The organism is Novosphingobium sp. THN1 (assembly GCF_003454795.1).
Taxonomy (GTDB): domain Bacteria; phylum Pseudomonadota; class Alphaproteobacteria; order Sphingomonadales; family Sphingomonadaceae; genus Novosphingobium.
In genome coordinates this window covers 978,000-995,234 of record NZ_CP028348.1, presented here as the reverse complement: position 1 = coordinate 995,234, position 17,235 = coordinate 978,000, and the positions used below count along the sequence as shown (strand labels likewise).

The following is a 17,235-nucleotide window of genomic DNA, read 5'->3' as shown; positions in this document are numbered from 1 at the left end:
AGGGACCGGCACGCTGCCCTAGAGCGACAGTGGGCGCTGGGCAGCGTGCCGGCAAGGCTGCTTCAGGCGTCGACGGTCTCGCCGGCGGCGACGTCCTCCTCTTGGGCAGGTTCGTGCTCGACCGGTGCCTCCTCACAAGGCGCGCTCGCGGCGAGCACCCGGAAGCGCATGGCTTCGGGCACCCAGGCGAGTGCGGCTTCCCTGATCTCGGGGGCAACAATGGATTCGCCGGCGAACAGCTTTTCGCAGGAAGCCGAGAGGTCGCTCTTCTTCGAGGCCATGAAGCTTGCAGCCATGGCCGGCCCGCCGACTTCGCTGACATGGCCGAGCAGGGTCTGCTTGGCTACCCGGTCGAAGTAGTTGGCCGAGGTCGGCCGCCAGTGGCTGGCGACGTTGATCCCCATCAGGGCGGCGAGATGATCGTGGAGGTCGATCGGCTCGGGTCCGGACTGCCCTGCCTTCCTGTCGATGCCCATGCTGGCCTCCAACGTCTTCGCCATGCACCAGGCAAGCCAGCTTGCCTTGGCATCGTCGTCGAGCGCGCTGAACGCCGAAAACCTGTCGACAGTACGCCGGTGCTCGGTCCAGGACAGGTCGAGCGACTCGCGCATGTCGGCCATCAGCGTATGAGACGGGCTCTCGGGATAATTGGCGAGGGTGAGCGAGGGCGACGGCGCACGGAGCGTCGTGCCCAGCGCCTGCGCACTGTAGAGCGCGCGGGAGTCGGCGATGGCGAAGATCAGGTAATCGAGCGCGATTGCCGGGTTCGAGGCGAGGTTGATCGCGAGGATGTCGCGGCGCTGGACGGCAAGTTCCTCGACCAGCTTCTGCGAGAGCGGCTTGGGGGCAGACGATGAGTTACCGCCCTCCCCTGCAGTCCCACTGGCGCCCTCGCCCGCGTCGGACTCTCGGGCCTTGCGGCGTTCAAGTGGCTTGTCGCTGTAGAGGCCGCTGGCGACCATAGGCTGGCCGTCGGCGCCGATGATCACGAAGCAACCGACGTTGGCCTTCATTTCCTCGGGGATCACCGGGGGCTTGTCGTGGAGCGCATCGTAAGCGCTGCTCGCGGCATCCCAACGGGTCTGGAACTCGGCGGCGGCCGCCTCGTCGTCCTCGTCGAGCGTTTCGCTTGTCGCTTCCAGTGCCGAGATCGTCTCGAGCAGCTTGTCGGCCTCGACCTGTTCCTCCTCGGTGAGCGGCGCCGGTTCGAGATGGACCTGGTGGAGGTTTTCGGTCGCGTTGTAGGTGACGCGCGTCTCGAGGATCGGGCGCACCCAGGCATAGCCGGAAGTTTGGGCGACCTCGGCCGCAAAGGCCTGGAGCTTCTCGCCGGCGATGCGCTGCGCGATTTCGGCATCGATCCAGGTCTCGCCGCCGTCCTCGGTGAAAAGATCGCGCTCGATCCTACCTCCAGCGGCGAGGTATTCGGCTTCACTGGCGAGCCTCGCCATCGGCGATGTCGAGCGGATCGCGCTGTGCGTGACCATGCGGCGGATCGAGTCCGGATTGTTGCCCTGCCAGGAATTCGACAGCTCGTTCCAGACCATCATCTGGCGGTCATGGTTGGGCGTCGTCGCATAGGCCTTGGCGACATCGAGGGTGATCTTGCCTTCCTCGAGCGCGGCGAAGATCGGATCGGCGAGGTCAGCAAGCCGTAGGCGGCCTTCGATGAACCGGCGGGTGCGACCGAACCGCTTGGCGATCGCGTCGAGGTCCGCGCCTTCGCCCACGAAGTGCTTGTAGGCGCGGATCTCGTCGGTCGGCGTCATATCGAGGCGGATGACATTCTCGATCAGCGAGAGTTCGGACTGCTCGGCGGCATCGATGTCGAGCACCCGGCAGGCGACGGGATGATCCTTGGCAAGCTTGCCTGCGTCGAGGAGGAAATTGAGCGCGCGCAGGCGGCGGCCGCCCGCGGTCACGTCGAAAAGACCTCGCTTCTTGGCGGGCACGACGATCAGGTTCTGAAGGAGGCCCTTGGCCTCGATATTGGCCGCCAGTTCCTCGATGAACAGGTTGCTGTCCTGTCTGCGGACGTTGGCTTCGGACAAGCGCAGCTTGCCGAGCGGGATCAATTCGATATCATTCATGGGGGTGCTCCTGAAGGCCGGATTTGGCCAAGCCCTTCGGCTCACCCCTTCCAGCCCCCCTCCCCTCCCGGTTTCAGGAATGCCCGATTTGGCGGGAAAGACTGCGCGTCCCAAGGTGGCTCGCTCGATGCCGTGAGGCATAGATATTGGATTTATGCCTCACGGCCCGGATCGTCCGCGGAACCCAGATTGCACAACCTGGTTTCGTTTATTGCGAATATCCGCCAGGGAATATCACCATCAGCGGAGAGAAACGATGACACTGCCAGCCAATGCCTAGCCCTTCGGCCACAGGCTGCCCTCTGCCGACGATCGCCAGATCGCCAACCAGCTTCGGCGCCTCCTTGCCTCGCAGAAGGCCGGCGAGGCCAAGTTGCGCGTTCCCGATCCAAAGACCAGGAAGCCGGTCGAGATCACGCTGACACCGGCGATGTCTGACCTGTTCCTCGAGTTGTTGCGTCACATCGGGAGCGGGGATGCCGTCACGCTGGTGCCGATCCAGCAGATGCTGACGACGCAGCAGGCAGCAGATCTGCTCAACATGTCCCGTCCATACCTGATCCGGTTGATCGAGAAGAGTGACATCCCGCACAGCATGGTAGGACGGCATCGGCGGCTCAAGGCCGAGGACGTGTTCGCGTACAAGGCAGCGCGCGACAAGATCCGTTCTAAGGCGATGGACGACCTGATTGCGGAGGGCGCGGACCTGTATTGATCTGACACTGCCATGTTCGCCAATCGCTACACCGCTCTGGTCGATGCCTGCACATTGGTCAGCGCACCGCGTCGGGACCTGCTGCTCACTCTCGCCGAGGCGGAATTCTTCCGTGTGCGCTGGTCGAAGCGCATTCTTGATGAGACTGGCGCGGCCTTGGACAAGATCTTCGCCGAGTGCGGGGTTCGAGGACGCGTCCGCGAGGGCTGCTCGATCGGTTGAAGCCATGCACCGGGCCTTCCCCGAAGCCCTGGTCGAGGCGCACGCTTCGGTCACGGCCCTGACGTTCGGACTTCCCGACGCAATGACGAACATCTCCTGGCCGCCGCAGTCCAGACACAAGCCCAGGCTGTCGTGACTGAAAACATCAGCGATTTCCCGGTCGCAATTCTCGTTCCGCTCAATATCGAAGCGCGGACGGCAGACGAGTTCATCGCAGACACCATCGCGCTCGATGAGGGCAAGGCGGTTGCAGCAATCCGCACTCTGCGCATTCGGTTGAAGCGGCCGGAAATGTCCGCTGAGGACTACCTGCGCTCCCTGGAGGCACATGGCCTGTCCGTCACCGCGTCGATCCTGAGCGGCCACGCCGAATCCATCTGACCTGCAGTGACGCAGGCCAACGACTAAGCGATGATCCTCCCAAGAATCTCGCTTGCTCCGTCCATCGGCACGAACACGCGGGTCTGGTAGGCGATGATATCGGTGAAACAGCCAAAGATTGATTAAATCTATTAGTGTCAAGTATTTAGCTGTCCACTAATACCGCCAGACCCCACATTAGCACCCACACGAAGATTCAGACTGCACCCCGCATTAGCATCGCCTCGGCCATGGCCGGCATCAGCACTTCGATCGGTACGGGCACCGACGCAGAAACGTAGCCTGGATTGCGCGCCCTTCGCTGTCCGTACGAAGTTACCCACTGCTTGCCTCGCATGCGCCAGGCGCGTTGCAGCGGAGCGACAGGCAGGAGGTAGCACCCTCGCGAGGGAGCAAACGCGTAGGCAATAAAATCGCAGGCAAACGGCTTTTGGGCCCACCCTGGCGAGCGGCGCTCTTCGTCGCTCCATTGCTCGAGCAGGATATCCGGCCAATGATTGCACCGAACCTTCTCATCCACGCTGCAAGTTCGTCCGCAAGCGAGCGTCAGCACGCGGTCGATGCCCCCACGCTGGGCCCAGCCGTCATCGCGTACGCTGACGGCGGTCAGCAAATTCGGAAAGGCACGCCGGTGTTGAGTACGGCTGAGAATTGATGGAGCGGATGCCCCCTCCCGACGGCATCGAATGTGCCAATGTGATGTTTCCGAACGTCACAGCAGAGGAGAACCCAATGTCGATCTCACGGCCGCCATGGGAATATAGACCCGTCGCGGGTTATCCGGGTCGCCCAGAGGCAAGAAACCGAGATCAGCGTAAAATTTCCACCTGAGCTCGAAGTTTCCACCATCCAGAACGTCAAGAACAATTGCGGCTGCGCCCATCTCGTCGGCGATGCCAAGACAGCGCTTCATCGCATCGACGACGAGCGCTGTGCCCAGTCGTTTGCCTTGCAAATCCTCGCGGACCGCAACGGCACGGATATAGATAACCGGGACATCCGGGACTCGTGCACGCTGCCACTTTTTCGGTCCGAATTCTGCGCGAACGGCCATTGCTCCGAGCGTATAAAACCCAAGGACCGCTCTGTCGCCTTCAGCCGCAGCGATCCAGGCTGTGACCAGACCGTCTTTGATGTGTTCGGACAGGGAGGATTTGAGGAAATTGTCGATCGGCGTAAAACCGCAGGAGAAGGCGCTGCGGTCATGCAGCGCCTTCTCGAACTTCCTTATCGTCAGAGGGGGCAAAGATGGGCCTTGCTCAGCCGGCATCCGTGAGCAGGCCCTTTGTTGCCTCTGCTGCCTTCGCCAGTCCAGACATCTTCTTTCCTGGAGCAGCCACGGCGAGCTTGAAAGCCTCGAAAGCCTCGACAGGCAAGATCGACAAGGTCATACGCTGCTCGACTTCCTGTGCACGCAGTAGCGCAGCCTGACGAATAAAGTCCGCTTCCTGCAGGCCAGTAGCCGCAGCGGCAGCCCTGATCCGCTCTTCGTCGGCACGGTGCATGCGCACTTCCTTGCGAGCTTCCATCTTGCCGGGGTTGGGGTCACTGTTTCCAGGGCGAACATACCGATCTCCTTTGAGTGATCTTTGTACGGTGAATCGCCGTACGCGTCAACCATCTGACTATGCCATGCCGTTATAACTCCAAACCTGCACGACAGATCAGTTGAATGATACGCCCGTACGTCAACGCGCGATAAACAGGCCCCAGACAATGGTGCGCCCGGGAATGGAACGCAGCGAGTTGCGCTTGAAGGAGGATAAACTGACTGTGGCCGGTGCAGACCGGCTGTGCTTCGAGCCGAGCGGAACGTTCAGACCCTTCCGATAGGTTCAGAGTACCGGCAGACCGTTTCGTCTGATGTGATCAAGGTCATGTCCCCGACGATCGACTGAGTGATCAGCATTCTGTCGAAGGGGTCTTTGTGAATCGCGGGCAATTGGGAAATTGCAACGGCATGTTCGCTTGAAATGGCAAGCTCAACGTAACCGTTGTCAATAAACACCCGGCGCAACACGCGCGCATCGACTGCGAAGTCATCCCGCCCGAGCCCGCTCTTGATCGTGATTTCCCAAAGGCCGGCAGCGCTGAAGACCAGTTCATTGCTCATCATTGAGCAATTGCCGGGCGGCAGGCGTCTATCGTTCCGGAAAGCCCGCCGCCCGAGGAGCACATGTGTATCCAGGAGAAATTTCATCTCTCAGGCTTCAAACAGAGCTTCAGTTTCACCTTCGCCCATCCGGTCAAAATCTTCCGACACGCGCATTTCTCCCTTGAGGAAACCCAGGCGCTTGATCCTGGACGGTGCGGAAGCATCGATAGGCACCAATTTCGCTATCGGCTTGCCCGCCCTGGCGATCATGACCGCATTCCCGCGCAACACGCGCTCGAGCAAGCGCGACAAATGCGTCTTTGCCTCGCGAGCGCTGACGGTTTCCATTTCCAGGTACCTTGACCAAGTCATACAGACTAAGTCTGTCATATCCGTTCCAGTCCGCAAGCTCCTTGAAACTTGCTTATCCAATCAGGCTTGCAAGGATTTGGTCGGCCTTGTCCACCGGCACGAATACCCGCGTCTTGTAGGCGATGATCTCGGTGAAACAGCCCTTGGCCTTGAGTTCGGGAATACGCGCGGCTTCGGCCTCGACGATCTCGATCCTTCGGGAACGGTTCACGCGGGCTGTGCGGATCGTGAAACCCAAGGGATGCGGCGCCTTCCATGTGCCCCCGCCAAGAATGGCGGCGGCGATCCTGGCGGGATCAGTCTGCGCCTTGCGAGCAACCCCGAGCTTCTCAAGGGTCGCATCGACGTAGAGGTCGTGGACATGGCGGCCGAGCCAGGAGGCGCCGGACTTGTCGACGATGCGGTTGACCGTGAGGTCTTCCTTGGGAAGCGCGCCCCAGATCGGCAGCAGCAGCCCCGTTGCGAGATAGACGGTCTCGGTGACAAGCTGGCTTTCGTCGGCTGCGTATTCTTCCTCCCACAGCGCGCTGAACCTGGCCTTGCTGACGGGCTCCCAGGCGGACTCGTGGAGCCGGTCAGCGCGGAGGTACTCGCTGCGCAGCGGCCGCACGAGTTCGTAGCGGCGGATCGTGTGGCCCTCCCCGTCCATGTGCGAGGGTGCCGGAACCGCGAGCGCGACCTTGCCCGACTTGTCATTGCGCAGGAACAGCGGCTGTTCCTCATAGGATGCCCTTTTGAGAATGCGCTCGAGCGATAGGACCTTGCGCCGCTGGGTCAGCGACAGTTCAAGCAGGTGCGAGGTCGCTCCGGTGACAGGATCGGTGCGGATCACCGTGTCGGACAGCACCTCGCAGGCCTCGACCGCCACGGTCTCGACCCCGATGTCGAAGGTCCCGGCTTCCTTGGCGGCGGAGACGCGGGTTTCGTGCAAAGTCAGGAACTCGTCGAAGATGGCGTTCTGGACGGCGATCTTCATGGCGAGGATGCGGTTGAGCCAGCGCTGGATCGGCGGCAGGTCCTCGCGCAGCACCCCGTCCTGGTCAGTGAGCTCGAGCCCGCTCATACGCTGGAACTCCGACAATGTCGTACTCTTGAGCTTGGCCGTGGCGAGCAGGCCGTACCAGTCGTGGAGCGCGTGCTTGGCGTAGATGCTCTCGAGGTTGTCGGAAGCATCGAACATCCCCTGCCCGCCGGTCTGGCGCTGGCCACGGGTCAGCGCGCCCAAGGCATCGAGGCGCCGCGCGATCGTGCTGGTGAACCGGGCCTCGCCCTTGCAGTCGGTGGTGACAGGGCGGAACAGCGGCGGGCAAGCCTGATGGGTACGGTGGGTGCGTCCCAGCCCCTGGATCGCCCGGTCTGCGCGCCATCCGGGCTCGAGCAGGAAATGGACCCGGCGCTGCTGGTTCATGGCATCAAGGCTGGCATGATAGCTGCGACCCGTGCCGCCCGCATCCGAGAACACGAGGATGCGCTTGGCCCCGGTCATGAACGCAGTGGTCTCGGCAAGGTTGGTCCGGGGCGAACGGCTCTCGAGGCGCTGCTGTCCCGATCCGTCACGGACGAGGCGCTTGCTGCGCCCGGTGACCTCCGCAACCGCAGTCACGCCGTAGTGCTCCAGCAGGGCATCGAGTGCGGTCGGGATCGGCGGCATCGCGCAGATATGCTCGATCAGGTCGGCGCGCGCGGCCTCGGCTTGCGGGTTGTGAACCGGATTGCCTGCCTCGTCCCACATCGGACGTGAGCGCACATCGCCAAGCTCGTCCTTGTATTCCTCCATCTGCCGGGTCGGGAAAGCACGGGTCAGATAGTCGACGACGTATTCTTTGCAGTCATAGGCGATATCGAGCGCCTCGCGCTCAGCCGGTTCCAGTTCATCGAGGCGCCTGTTGAGGATTGATTCCGCGGTACTGACCAGTTGGACCACCACGCTGTCGCCCTCGCCCAGGTGCTCGTTGATCGCCGGGTAGATCGATGGCAGCTTCAGCGAGAGCAGCACCTGTCCGAAGAAGCGTTGCTTCGTCCCCTCGAAATGGCTGCGGGCCGCCGCCTTGGCTCCGCTGTTTAGGGTCTTGTTCTCAAGCCCGTCGACAATCCCGGTGAGTTCGAGTGCGGCCTCAAGGTTCTGGTGAATGATCGTCCAGGCCTCGCAATAGGTGTCGTAGATCGCGATCTGCTCAGAGGTCAGGTCATGGCGCAGGATGTCGTACTCTACCCCTGCGAAGCTGAGCGCCCGCGCGAGGTAGAGCCCGGAGGCCTTGAGGTCGCGCGCCACCAATTCCATCGCGGCAATGCCGCCGTCGCGGATTTCGCTGATGAACTGCTCGCGGTTTGCGAACGCCGTGCCCGGTCCCCACAGGCCAAGCCGGACCGCATAGGCGAGGTTGTTGACGTCCGAAGCGCCGGTTGCCGAGGCATAGAGTACGCGGGCGCGCGGCAGCGTATTCTGGAGAAGCACCCCGGCAATGCCCTGGAGCGAGCCCTGCTTCTGGCCAAGTGCCCCTTCCCCGCCCGCGACGCCGCCCATTTCGTGGGCCTCGTCGAAGACGATCACGCCTTCGAACTCCTTGTCGGCCCAGCGGACGATCTGGTCGAGCCGGGTATCCTCGACGCGTGAACTGCGCAGCGTGCCGTAGGGAACAAACAGGATGCCTTCAGGCGCGGTGATCTCCTCACCGATCTTCCAGCGGGCAAGGTCGAGAATGTCCGACGGCAATCCGCCGATCGCGGTCCAGTCGCGCTGCGCGTCTTCGAGCAGCGGTGCATTCTTCGAAATCCAGATGTGACGGGCAACGGTATCGGCGAACACGTTGGCGCAACGGTGACCCTGCATTTCCCAGAAAGGAGCGCGGCATGAACGAGCTTTCCGGCAAGGCGGCGATCGCCGGTATCGGCGCAACCGAATTTTCCAAGAACAGCGGGCGCTCGGAACTGCGCCTGGCGGTGGAAGCGGCCTTGGCCGCGTTGGCCGACGCGGGCATCGATCCGGCCGAGGTGGACGGCATGTCCACCTACACCATGGACAACAACCCCGAAATCGAGGTCTTCCGCAACATCGGCGGGCGCGAGCTCAAGTTCTTCAGCCGCATCCACTACGGCGGCGGCGCGGCCTGCGCCCCGATCATGCACGCGGCCATGGCTGTGGCCACGGGGGTGGCCGAGGTGGTCATATGCTACCGCGCTATGAACGAACGGTCGCAATACCGGTTCGGCGCGGCTTTCACCCCCGACGTGCTGCCCACGGCCGAAATCGCGCACTACGGCAACTACGTGCCTTTCGGCCTGGCATCTCCGGCCAGCTGGGTGGCTATGTCGGCCCGGCGCTACATGCACGAACATGGCGCAACCTCCGAAGATTTCGGCCGCATCGCCGTGGGTTTCCGCGATTTCGCCGCCACAAACCCCAAGGCCTGGTTCTATCAGCAGCCGATCACCCTGGAAGATCACCAGACCTCGCGCTGGATCGTGAAGCCGCTGCACCTGCTGGATTGCTGCCAGGAATCCGACGGTGCCGTTGCTGTCGTGGTGACCACGGCGGAACGCGCGCGCAAGCTGCGCCAGGCGCCGGCGATCATCCGCGCGGCGGCTCAGGGTGCGTGCGACGATCAGCAGATGATGACGAGCTACTATCGCCCCGATTTCACCCAGCTTTCGGAAATGAATCTGGTCGCGCGTCAGCTATACGCCATGGCCGGGATCGGGCCGGATGACGTGCAGGCGGCGATCCTTTACGATCACTTCTCGCCCTTCGTGCTGCCGCAGCTCGAGGCCTTCGGCTTTGCGAAGCAGGGGCAGGCCAGGGATTTCGTGCGCGAAGGCCAGATCGCCCGCGGCGGTCGCCTGCCGGTGAACACCAATGGCGGTCAGCTGGGAGAAGCCTATATCCATGGCTTGAACGGGGTGGCTGAAGGCGTCAGGCTGGTCCGCGGCCAGAGCGTGAACCAGCCCGGCGCTTGCCGCAATGTGATCGTGACCGCGGGCACCGGCGTCCCGACGTCGGGGCTGATCCTCTCGAGCGACTGAGTTGAAGGCATGGAATGACGACGATGGATGATCCTGAAACCGAAAGAGGTTTTGATTCCAGGATCATCGCCGGCATTTCCACGCCTTCCATGGTGGCGCAGGTTCTCGATTTGGAGGTTCCTCCGGATCGGGAACTTGTCCTGTGCGAACGAACTTCAACCATCGCTCTACAGCGCCAGGTTCGCCAGAATTTCGCCGAAGGCCGCTTTGAGTGCGAGGGCGGGCCGCGCCGGTTTGACGATATTGGCCGGTTGATGTTCGTGCCGGCCATGACGCCCTTGAGGATCAAGTACGAAGGACGCAACATCAGCATCGTCCGTTGCATGTTCCCGAAGGAGACGTTTGACGAGACGATTGCATCGGAAGGGGCTGTAGCAACGAAGCAGTTGCGCAATTGCCTCAACATCAAGAGCGCGCCAATTCGCTCGCTGATGATGAGCGTGGCTCGCGAGATCGAGAACAAGGCCAGGTTCACGGATGAGCTCGTGGAATGCTACGGGCAGATCCTGACCATCGAGCTGAAACGATATTTCGACCTTTGCGCGGCCGACGGCGGTATTTCCCGCGGTGGAATGAGCACGGGAGCCTTGCGCAAGGTGATCGAGCGTATCGAGGCCGATACCATTCCACCGAGTCTGGAGGAATTGGCTGCGCTGACAGGCCTGAGCAAACGGCACCTGACCCGGTCTTTTCGCCAGTCGACCGGTCAGACCATTCTTGAAAAGATCAATGAATCCCGGTTCAATCGAGCCAATCTGGCCATAGCTCATGGAGAGAAGAATTTGTCCGAAGTCGCGAGAATGTCCGGCTACGACTCACTGGCCGCGTTTTCTCAGGCGTATAAAAAGTGGTTCGGCAAAAGCCCGACCAAATATTCTATGCCATGAATTTCTTCGCGGTACCGTTTCTGCATCCAGCGCACGCAACCACTGGTGGAAACTTTACCCGCTGACGGCGGCACAAATCATATCCGCGGCCTTTTCGGCAATCATGATGATCGAGGCGTTGGGGTCGCCTGTGGTGATGCGCGGCATGACCGAGCCATCGACAACGCGAAGGCCCGTAATCCCCCGGACCCGCAAGCAAGGGTCGACCACGGCAAGTTCGTCGCTGCCCATTTTGCACGTGCCCACTGCTTCGTAGTTGACGTTGCAGGTCTGCCGAAAGAACGCATCGAGCGCATCATCGCTGGCACGGTCCGCGCCCGGTGTCCGTTCCTCGCCGCGATAGGTTGCGAAGGCCGGTTGCTGGATGACCTCTCGCGCGATCCGAACGCCCCGACGCAACACCTCCCGGTCACGCGGGTCGGCCAAGTAGTTGGCATTGATGGCCGGTTGATCCAACGGATCGGCGGACCTCAGGCGCAATAGGCCGCGGCTTTCCGGGCGGGTCAGGATGATCAGGTTCGTAAAACCGTGCGCCTTTTCGATTCCGCCAGTGGGCGCAAACAAGAGCGGGATAAAATAGAACTTCAGGTCCAGTCCGTCATATCCTGGCGCGCCGGAACGCAGATAGGCGATGACTTCGGTACCGCTTTTTGCGAGCGTCCCTGTCCGGGTAAGCAAGTATTGCAGGCCGGCGCTGGCAATCCGTAAGGGGTTGGTCGCAATCGCGAAATCGGAGATCTGCAAGGGGCTGGAGACTTGGACTTGCGTGCCGATATGGTCGTGAAGATTGCGGCCCACGCCCTTGAGGTCGGTGACGACTTCGATGCCAAGCGAGCGCAGGTGCTGCGCGTCTCCGATGCCTGACAGCATCAGCAGTTGCGGTGACTGGAAGGTGCCGCCGCAGAGAATTATTTCACGATCCGCGTAAACGGTCCAGCGCTCCCCGTGCTGCCGATACTCGACACCTCGTGCCTGACCGTTCTCGATTAAGATTCGGGATACATGAGCACTAGTGCGCACCACGAGATTGGGGCGCCTTGCCGCAGGCCGAAGATAGGCGACCGAAGTGCTGAACCGACGCCCTGAACGAATCGTATGTTCGGCCGGTCCAAACCCTTCGGGCTGTGCACCATTGTGGTCATCGCTATACGGAAAACCGGCTTCCTGCGCCGCTTCGAGCCACGCCAGTTGCCCCCGATTGGTCACATGGGCGCGGGTCACCGGCAAAGGCCCGCCGCGTCCATGAAATCGCTCGTCCCCATGGGCATTGGCTTCGGCCCGCCGAAAATAAGGCAGGACTTCTTCATAGGACCAGCCCGGGCAGCCTTCCCTGGCCCAAAGGTCGAAAATTTCCGGGCTCCCCCGGCTGTAGCACATCCCGTTGATCGAGCTGCTTCCGCCCAGCACCTTGCCGCGCGTATCATGAAGCACCCTGCCATCGAGGTGCTCTTGCGGTTCTGTCTGGTATTGCCAGCTATCCTTGCCGCTTTGCAGCAGGCGAAAGAACCCGGCGGGCATGTGGATGAAGGGATTGCTGTCCCGCCCGCCCGCTTCCAGCACAAGCACCCGAACCGAAGGATCGGCGGACAGGCGATTGGCCAGCACGCATCCCGCAGACCCTGCGCCCACGATCACATAGTCGAAGCGATCACCCATGGTCGGCCCCCGCGTTCGGCAGCACGGCAACGGCTTTCAATTCAACCAGCGATCCCGGATAGCCGAGGCCGGCAACGCCAATGGCCGTCCACGCCATTTCAATCCCCGGCATAGACCGTCCCATGACTTGCATGAACGTCTCCATATGAGCGGGATAGCCGACATGGAACGATGTCAGGTCAACGACATCGCCAAGGGTGCAGCCGTTCTTTTGCAGCACGTCCGCCAGTGCCGCAAAGGCTGCGGCAAACTGGTCTTCCGGCTGTTCCGGCGCCTTGCCGTCTGCCGTGAGGCCGATCTGGCCGGAGCAGAACAGGAAGTTGTTGGCACGGCGCGCCTCGCAAAAGGAAAAACCGGTTTCGGACATATCAATCTCCTGTTGGCCGCGCCTGCAGATGGCGACTGCTTTACATCTTTGTAGCATGCCCTCTCACCTAACGCTACTCAATGTCTTGTTAAGGGGTGCGCAATGTGGCATCCGAGGCAGCGCAAAACCGCATCGTGACAAATGGTGAGCCATCAGGGAGTTCAAAATGAAAGATTTCGACGATGTTGCCGCAAAACGCTTTTCCTCAACGCGTGCCAGCCTGATGGGCTGCGCGGCCTTGGCCCTTGCATGCTGGTCACCGTCTGCCCTTGCGCAGGACGATCCGGCCACCGCAGCGCGTGATGGTTCGCAACTTGGCGAAATCGTGGTCACGGCGCGGCGCACGCAGGAAAACCTGCAATCGACGCCCGTGGCGGTAACGGCGCTGTCGGGAGAACTTCTGAACAAGCTGAACGTGCGCGACGTCGTGGCGACGGCCCAGTTCACGCCGAACCTGTCCATCGCGGCGCAACCCGCCTCGATCACGGCTGCTTCGGTTTTTATCCGCGGCATCGGCAATTCATCGCCCAGCGCCGTGTCCGAACAGGGCGTGGGAATCTATCTCGACGGCGTTTATATCGCCCGCTCTGCCGGTGCGATTTTCGACCTGGTAGATCTTGAGCGTGTGGAAGTTCTGCGCGGCCCGCAAGGTACGCTGTTCGGGCGCAACAGCGTGGGCGGCGCGGTGCAACTGGTCAGCCGCAAGCCCTCCAAAACGATGGGGGTAGAAGCGAAAGCCGGCTTCGGCACGTTCAACGACTGGTATGGCCGGGTACGGCTCGACACCGGCACGCTGGGCGACCTGCCTGTCCAGGCGTCCATCAGCTATATGCGTCGCCAGCGCGACGGGTATTTCGACAATACGCTGGCCCCGTCCAGCCGCGATTCGGGCGCGCTGAAGGGCGAAGCCGTGACCGCTGCGGTGCAAGGTGATTTTGGTAATCTGACAGCGAACTATACCTTTGATTACAACGACCGCGAAGGAGTTTCGTCATTCTTCCAGACCATTGCGGCCACGGATGATGTGCGGGCCTATTTCGGCGCATCCGCGCCCGTCTACGGTGGCGCGCCCTTCCAGATCGGTTCCACCGCCCTGAGCAGCGGCCTGCAATTGCCCGGGACGGACCTTGCCGGAAACAAGACCTTCAGCGTCAAGGCGAAGGTCCAGGGTCATGCGCTGACGTTGAACTGGGAAGCGTCGCCGCAGCTTACCGTCAAGTCCATCACTGCCTATCGCGAATACAAGCAGGATGGCGCAAACAACCTGTCGGGGAACGGCAACATGCTTGGCTTTACGCTCAGCCCAACGCTGTTTGTCGATGGCATCGTGATACCGGAAGGGGTCAACCCGACCAACCTGTATGAAGGCTATACGACCCAGCGGCAGCACCAGTTCTCGCAGGAATTGCAGCTGCTCGGTAGCGTGGGCGACTTCAAGTATGTGGCAGGTGCATTTTACTTCGACGAAAAATCGTCTGAAGCCAATTACCAGACGCTGACCTATGTGCTTCCGGGCGGCGAGGCCGGTGTAAACCTCGCGCCTCTTCAGGCCTTTAATGGCAAGGCAAAGTCGTACGCCGTGTTCGGGCAGATCAGCTATGCACCGGGCGCGGGCAATTTCGAGCTGACCGGCGGCCTGCGTTATACCCACGACCAGAAGTGGCTGACGCTGGCAGGCGATGTCCAGCCCAACCTTGACGGGAAGGTCAGCTACAACAACGTGTCGTGGCTGGTATCGGCGAATTATCGCCTGCTGCCAGACCTGATGGGCTACGTGCGCGTTTCCAGCGGGTTCCGTGCCGGGGGATCAATCCGTCGGCATCGCAGATCAACGTCTTCAAGCCGGAGACCATCGTTTCCTACGAAGCGGGCCTGAAAGGCGAATGGTTCGACCGCAGGCTGCGCACTAATCTTGCGGTGTTCCATGTCGACTATCGCAACCTGCAGATTTCGCAGTTCATTGCCGGTAGCGAAGGCGCCACAGCCAATATCGTGAATGCGGGCAAGGTCGCCTATCGCGGGGTCGAAGCGGAAATCACCGCCGTCCCGGTGCGCGGTCTGACGCTGGACGGATCGATTGGCTATACCGATCCCAAATACAAGACCTACCTCTATCTCGATCCGGCAACCGATACGGTCATCAACGTCGCGTCGGAAGCCCGCATGTCGCAGGCGGCGAAGTTCAACGCCCATGTCGGCGCGCAGTATGAGCAGGACATCGGGCTCGGTACGCTCTCGCTGCGCGCCGATTACTCCTACCGCAGCACGGTATACTGGTTCACTCTTGACCGCGTGAGCCAGTTCAACCGCGATATCCGTTCGCGGCCCGACCATAACCTGCGGGCGCGGATCGCGCTTGACGATATCGCGATCGGCAGGGCCAAGCTTGGGTTGGGCGTCTGGGGCGACAACCTGACCGATCAGCGCAATATCGATTTCGGCATCGATTTCGGCAGCCTTGGCTATGCCAGCGCCTCGTTCAAGATGCCACGCACGTTCGGCGTGGATGCCCGGATTACGTATTGACGTCGCGGGGCTCGTTACCGGGCCTCGCATCCTGCGATCAGTATGCTGACAAGCTGGCGCAAGTGATCGTCCGATGGCACGTCCTTGGCGATCACGATGTGCCCTGCGATAGACGTGAACAGGGTGGCGATGACCATGGTCGGATCGATGTCCGGGCGGATATCTCCACTCTGCCGCGCCTTGTGCAGCGGTTCGGCCATGGCGACGGAAATGGATTGCCATTGGCGATGTGTTTCTTCCGCCAGGAAGCCCCCGCCCAGTTGGGCGGTCAGGGCATTGATGGCGATCTCGTGCGGCCGTGCCGAAAAGTCGCGGAATGCGGTGGCGATATGATTCAGATGATCGCGCCAGTCGTCGCGCAGCTCTACCTGGAAGGTCGAATTATGGGTGCGCAGGGCGTCGGCCACCAACTGATCGCGGGTGGGCCAGCGGGCATGTATCGTCGAGCGGGCAATGCCGGACCGCTCGGCAACATCGGTCATCGTGAAGTCGATTTCACCATCCTTGATGAACTGCAAAACCGCGTTCGCAACGCTTTGCCGAACCCGTTCCGTGCGGCCGCCTGGCCTGATGCTACCCCGTACCATGCCAACCCCTTACCGGGGGGCGGCACGCAAGTTCAAGGTCCCCCACGCCAACGGGAGCACTTCTGAAAATGGATACCCCATCGATTTCCTCCATCGCAAAGCCTCGGGAACCTTGGGCCTTGCTGGTGCCGCTTTCCTTGGCAGGCTTTGTCCTGATCGGCGGAATGCTGACATCGCTCAGCGTCTATGTGTCCGTTATGCAGCCTCTGCTGGGATGGAGTGCCGCCGAAGCAGGTGCAGGCCCGGTCGCCTTGCTGATCGGGATGAGCGCAGGCAACCTTGTTATAAGCCCGGCACTGCGCAGGCTCGGCATCAACGGAACATTCGCGCTCGGTTCCTTGCTGGCGGCTCTTGCATGGGCCGCAGCGGGGTGGAGCAATACTCTGGCCGGCTTCAGCCTCGCCATGGCAATTGCCGGTTTCGGGACTGGTCTGGGATCTATCGTGCCGGGCATTGCCGTTCTGACTGAAGCGTTCCACGCCCGCCGGGGGCTGGCGATCGGGCTGTTCATCGGCAGTTGTTCCTTAGCCAGTTCGGCGATGCCCATGGCCACGAACCTGCTGATCGAAAGGGCGGGCTGGCGGGTCGCCTTCCAGATCATCGGCCTTGCCGCACTGGTGCTGGTCCCTGTGCTCTGGCGGTTTCTGCCGGGTCGCGCAGTCTCCGGGGGCGCGCGCGTTGCGGATCATTCGGGGCAGGACGGATTAAACCGTCGCGGGGCTTTCCACTTGCCGGCCTTCTGGGTGCTCACGCTCGTGATGACGCTGAGTATGGTGTGCATGAACGGTGTGCTGTTCAACATCGTGACCTACCTTAAGGATCGCGGCACCGCCACGCAGGATGCGGTTGCTCTTTACAGCTTCGCCAATTTCATGAGCCTGCCGGGATTGCTGGTCGGCGGATACTTGTCCGACAGAGTGCGCGTGCAGATCCTGTTTCCGGCGATCCTGCTGATTCAGGCAGCCGGAACCCTCGCTTTGCTGGGCATGGGCGATGCGGGTCCTGTCGCCATGGCAGCCACAGCAGCCTTCGTTGTGCTATGGGGCGGGGTGGCAGGCTTGCCCGCGCAAGCTGGTTCGCTGATGCTGCGTGAAATTACCGGTAGCCGGGAATTCCCGGCATTGCTGGCCATCGTCTTCACGATCAACGGCTTCATCGGTGCGCTTGCACCGGGACTGACCGGTTGGCTGCGCGATGCGACAGGCGATTATCGCTCTGCCTTCGCCCTGTTCGGCCTAGTCATGATTGCATCTGCTGTTGCTGCCTTGTGGTGCCGCGATCCGCGCCCGCAAGCGACAACTGCCAAGTTTTGAGGAT

The 17,235-nt window shown here is 61.7% G+C and carries 16 protein-coding genes and 1 pseudogene; 8 read left to right on the top strand and 9 right to left on the bottom strand.

Going from position 1 to position 17,235, the window contains the following annotated elements; all coding sequences use genetic code 11:
• Positions 1–62 precede the first annotated feature (62 nt).
• Positions 63–2,090 carry a ParB/RepB/Spo0J family partition protein gene (locus tag C7W88_RS21545; protein WP_118075598.1) on the bottom strand — a complete coding sequence of 676 codons (2,028 nt, stop codon included), beginning with the start codon at positions 2,088–2,090 and terminating at the stop codon, positions 63–65.
• 295 nt (positions 2,091–2,385) lie between these two features.
• Between C7W88_RS21545 and C7W88_RS21540 the strand changes: the two genes are divergently transcribed.
• From C7W88_RS21540 to C7W88_RS24175, 3 genes are all read left to right on the top strand, one after another.
• Positions 2,386–2,805, top strand: a complete 420-nt coding sequence (locus tag C7W88_RS21540; protein ID WP_240345147.1) for a helix-turn-helix domain-containing protein — start codon at positions 2,386–2,388, stop codon at positions 2,803–2,805.
• Between the two features lie 12 nt (positions 2,806–2,817).
• Entirely contained in the window at positions 2,818–3,027 is a 210-nt protein-coding gene (locus C7W88_RS24180) for a hypothetical protein (protein ID WP_240345023.1), read from the top strand.
• 132 nt (positions 3,028–3,159) lie between these two features.
• A complete protein-coding gene (locus C7W88_RS24175; RefSeq protein WP_240345022.1) occupies positions 3,160–3,408 on the top strand; it encodes a hypothetical protein in 249 nt (82 codons plus the stop codon).
• Positions 3,409–4,120: 712 nt separating this feature from the next.
• Here the strand turns inward: C7W88_RS24175 and C7W88_RS21525 are convergent.
• From C7W88_RS21525 to C7W88_RS21505, 5 genes and pseudogenes are all read right to left on the bottom strand, one after another.
• Positions 4,121–4,678: a GNAT family N-acetyltransferase gene (locus C7W88_RS21525; RefSeq protein WP_118075594.1), complete on the bottom strand. Its 558-nt coding sequence runs from the start codon at positions 4,676–4,678 to the stop codon at positions 4,121–4,123.
• The gene (locus C7W88_RS21520) at positions 4,668–4,937 is read right to left on the bottom strand and encodes a DUF1778 domain-containing protein (RefSeq protein WP_118075592.1); all 270 of its coding nucleotides are present in this window, start codon (positions 4,935–4,937) and stop codon (positions 4,668–4,670) included. Before C7W88_RS21520 ends, C7W88_RS21525 begins: the two co-directional genes overlap by 11 nt.
• Positions 4,938–5,224: 287 nt before the next feature.
• On the bottom strand, positions 5,225–5,608 hold the full coding sequence (locus tag C7W88_RS21515) for a type II toxin-antitoxin system VapC family toxin (RefSeq protein WP_118075590.1): 384 nt from the start codon (positions 5,606–5,608) through the stop codon (positions 5,225–5,227).
• Between the two features lie 3 nt (positions 5,609–5,611).
• Positions 5,612–5,851 carry a type II toxin-antitoxin system Phd/YefM family antitoxin gene (locus C7W88_RS21510; RefSeq protein WP_118075588.1) on the bottom strand — a complete coding sequence of 80 codons (240 nt, stop codon included), beginning with the start codon at positions 5,849–5,851 and terminating at the stop codon, positions 5,612–5,614.
• A gap of 76 nt (positions 5,852–5,927) precedes the next feature.
• Positions 5,928–8,741, bottom strand: a pseudogene (locus C7W88_RS21505) (strawberry notch family protein); the annotation flags it as partial.
• On the opposite strand from C7W88_RS21505, the gene C7W88_RS21500 reads away from it, so the two are divergent.
• Positions 8,726–9,895, top strand: a complete 1,170-nt coding sequence (locus C7W88_RS21500; RefSeq protein ID WP_118075586.1) for a lipid-transfer protein — start codon at positions 8,726–8,728, stop codon at positions 9,893–9,895. The pseudogene C7W88_RS21505 and the gene C7W88_RS21500 sit on opposite strands and share 16 nt — an antisense overlap.
• Positions 9,896–9,909: 14 nt before the next feature.
• Positions 9,910–10,782: a helix-turn-helix transcriptional regulator gene (locus C7W88_RS21495; RefSeq protein ID WP_118075584.1), complete on the top strand. Its 873-nt coding sequence runs from the start codon at positions 9,910–9,912 to the stop codon at positions 10,780–10,782.
• Positions 10,783–10,836: 54 nt separating this feature from the next.
• Here C7W88_RS21495 and C7W88_RS21490 read toward each other — a convergent pair whose 3' ends face one another.
• The gene (locus C7W88_RS21490; RefSeq protein ID WP_118075582.1) at positions 10,837–12,438 is read right to left on the bottom strand and encodes a GMC family oxidoreductase; all 1,602 of its coding nucleotides are present in this window, start codon (positions 12,436–12,438) and stop codon (positions 10,837–10,839) included.
• The gene (locus C7W88_RS21485) at positions 12,431–12,805 is read right to left on the bottom strand and encodes a RidA family protein (protein ID WP_118075580.1); all 375 of its coding nucleotides are present in this window, start codon (positions 12,803–12,805) and stop codon (positions 12,431–12,433) included. The genes C7W88_RS21490 and C7W88_RS21485 overlap by 8 nt, the downstream gene beginning before the upstream one ends.
• Before the next feature lie 166 nt (positions 12,806–12,971).
• Here C7W88_RS21485 and C7W88_RS21480 point away from each other — a divergent pair, with 166 nt between their 5' ends.
• Entirely contained in the window at positions 12,972–14,681 is a 1,710-nt protein-coding gene (locus C7W88_RS21480; RefSeq protein ID WP_118075578.1) for a TonB-dependent receptor, read from the top strand.
• The gene (locus C7W88_RS24170; RefSeq protein WP_240345146.1) at positions 14,612–15,331 is read left to right on the top strand and encodes a TonB-dependent receptor domain-containing protein; all 720 of its coding nucleotides are present in this window, start codon (positions 14,612–14,614) and stop codon (positions 15,329–15,331) included. Before C7W88_RS21480 ends, C7W88_RS24170 begins: the two co-directional genes overlap by 70 nt.
• Positions 15,332–15,345: 14 nt before the next feature.
• On the opposite strand, the gene C7W88_RS21470 is transcribed toward C7W88_RS24170, so the two are convergent.
• Complete coding sequence (locus C7W88_RS21470; protein ID WP_240345021.1) at positions 15,346–15,849, bottom strand: TetR/AcrR family transcriptional regulator C-terminal ligand-binding domain-containing protein; 504 nt, start codon at positions 15,847–15,849, stop codon at positions 15,346–15,348.
• Positions 15,850–16,043: 194 nt separating this feature from the next.
• Between C7W88_RS21470 and C7W88_RS21465 the strand changes: the two genes are divergently transcribed.
• A complete protein-coding gene (locus C7W88_RS21465; protein WP_162896290.1) occupies positions 16,044–17,231 on the top strand; it encodes an MFS transporter in 1,188 nt (395 codons plus the stop codon).
• The last annotated feature ends 4 nt before the right edge of the window (positions 17,232–17,235 follow it).

Bases quoted from the DNA above. Each gene is read 5' to 3' on its own strand.
- C7W88_RS21520 (WP_118075592.1), bottom strand. From the start codon at position 4,937: ATGGAAGCTCGCAAGGAAGTGCGCATGCACCGTGCCGACGAAGAGCGG.
- C7W88_RS21500 (WP_118075586.1), top strand. From the start codon at position 8,726: ATGAACGAGCTTTCCGGCAAGGCGGCGATCGCCGGTATCGGCGCAACC.
- C7W88_RS21545 (WP_118075598.1), bottom strand. From the start codon at position 2,090: ATGAATGATATCGAATTGATCCCGCTCGGCAAGCTGCGCTTGTCCGAA.
- C7W88_RS21485 (WP_118075580.1), bottom strand. From the start codon at position 12,805: ATGTCCGAAACCGGTTTTTCCTTTTGCGAGGCGCGCCGTGCCAACAAC.
- C7W88_RS21515 (WP_118075590.1), bottom strand. From the start codon at position 5,608: ATGAAATTTCTCCTGGATACACATGTGCTCCTCGGGCGGCGGGCTTTC.
- C7W88_RS21495 (WP_118075584.1), top strand. From the start codon at position 9,910: ATGACGACGATGGATGATCCTGAAACCGAAAGAGGTTTTGATTCCAGG.
- C7W88_RS24180 (WP_240345023.1), top strand. From the start codon at position 2,818: ATGTTCGCCAATCGCTACACCGCTCTGGTCGATGCCTGCACATTGGTC.
- C7W88_RS21490 (WP_118075582.1), bottom strand. From the start codon at position 12,438: ATGGGTGATCGCTTCGACTATGTGATCGTGGGCGCAGGGTCTGCGGGA.
- C7W88_RS21525 (WP_118075594.1), bottom strand. From the start codon at position 4,678: ATGCCGGCTGAGCAAGGCCCATCTTTGCCCCCTCTGACGATAAGGAAG.
- C7W88_RS21510 (WP_118075588.1), bottom strand. From the start codon at position 5,851: ATGGAAACCGTCAGCGCTCGCGAGGCAAAGACGCATTTGTCGCGCTTG.
- C7W88_RS21480 (WP_118075578.1), top strand. From the start codon at position 12,972: ATGAAAGATTTCGACGATGTTGCCGCAAAACGCTTTTCCTCAACGCGT.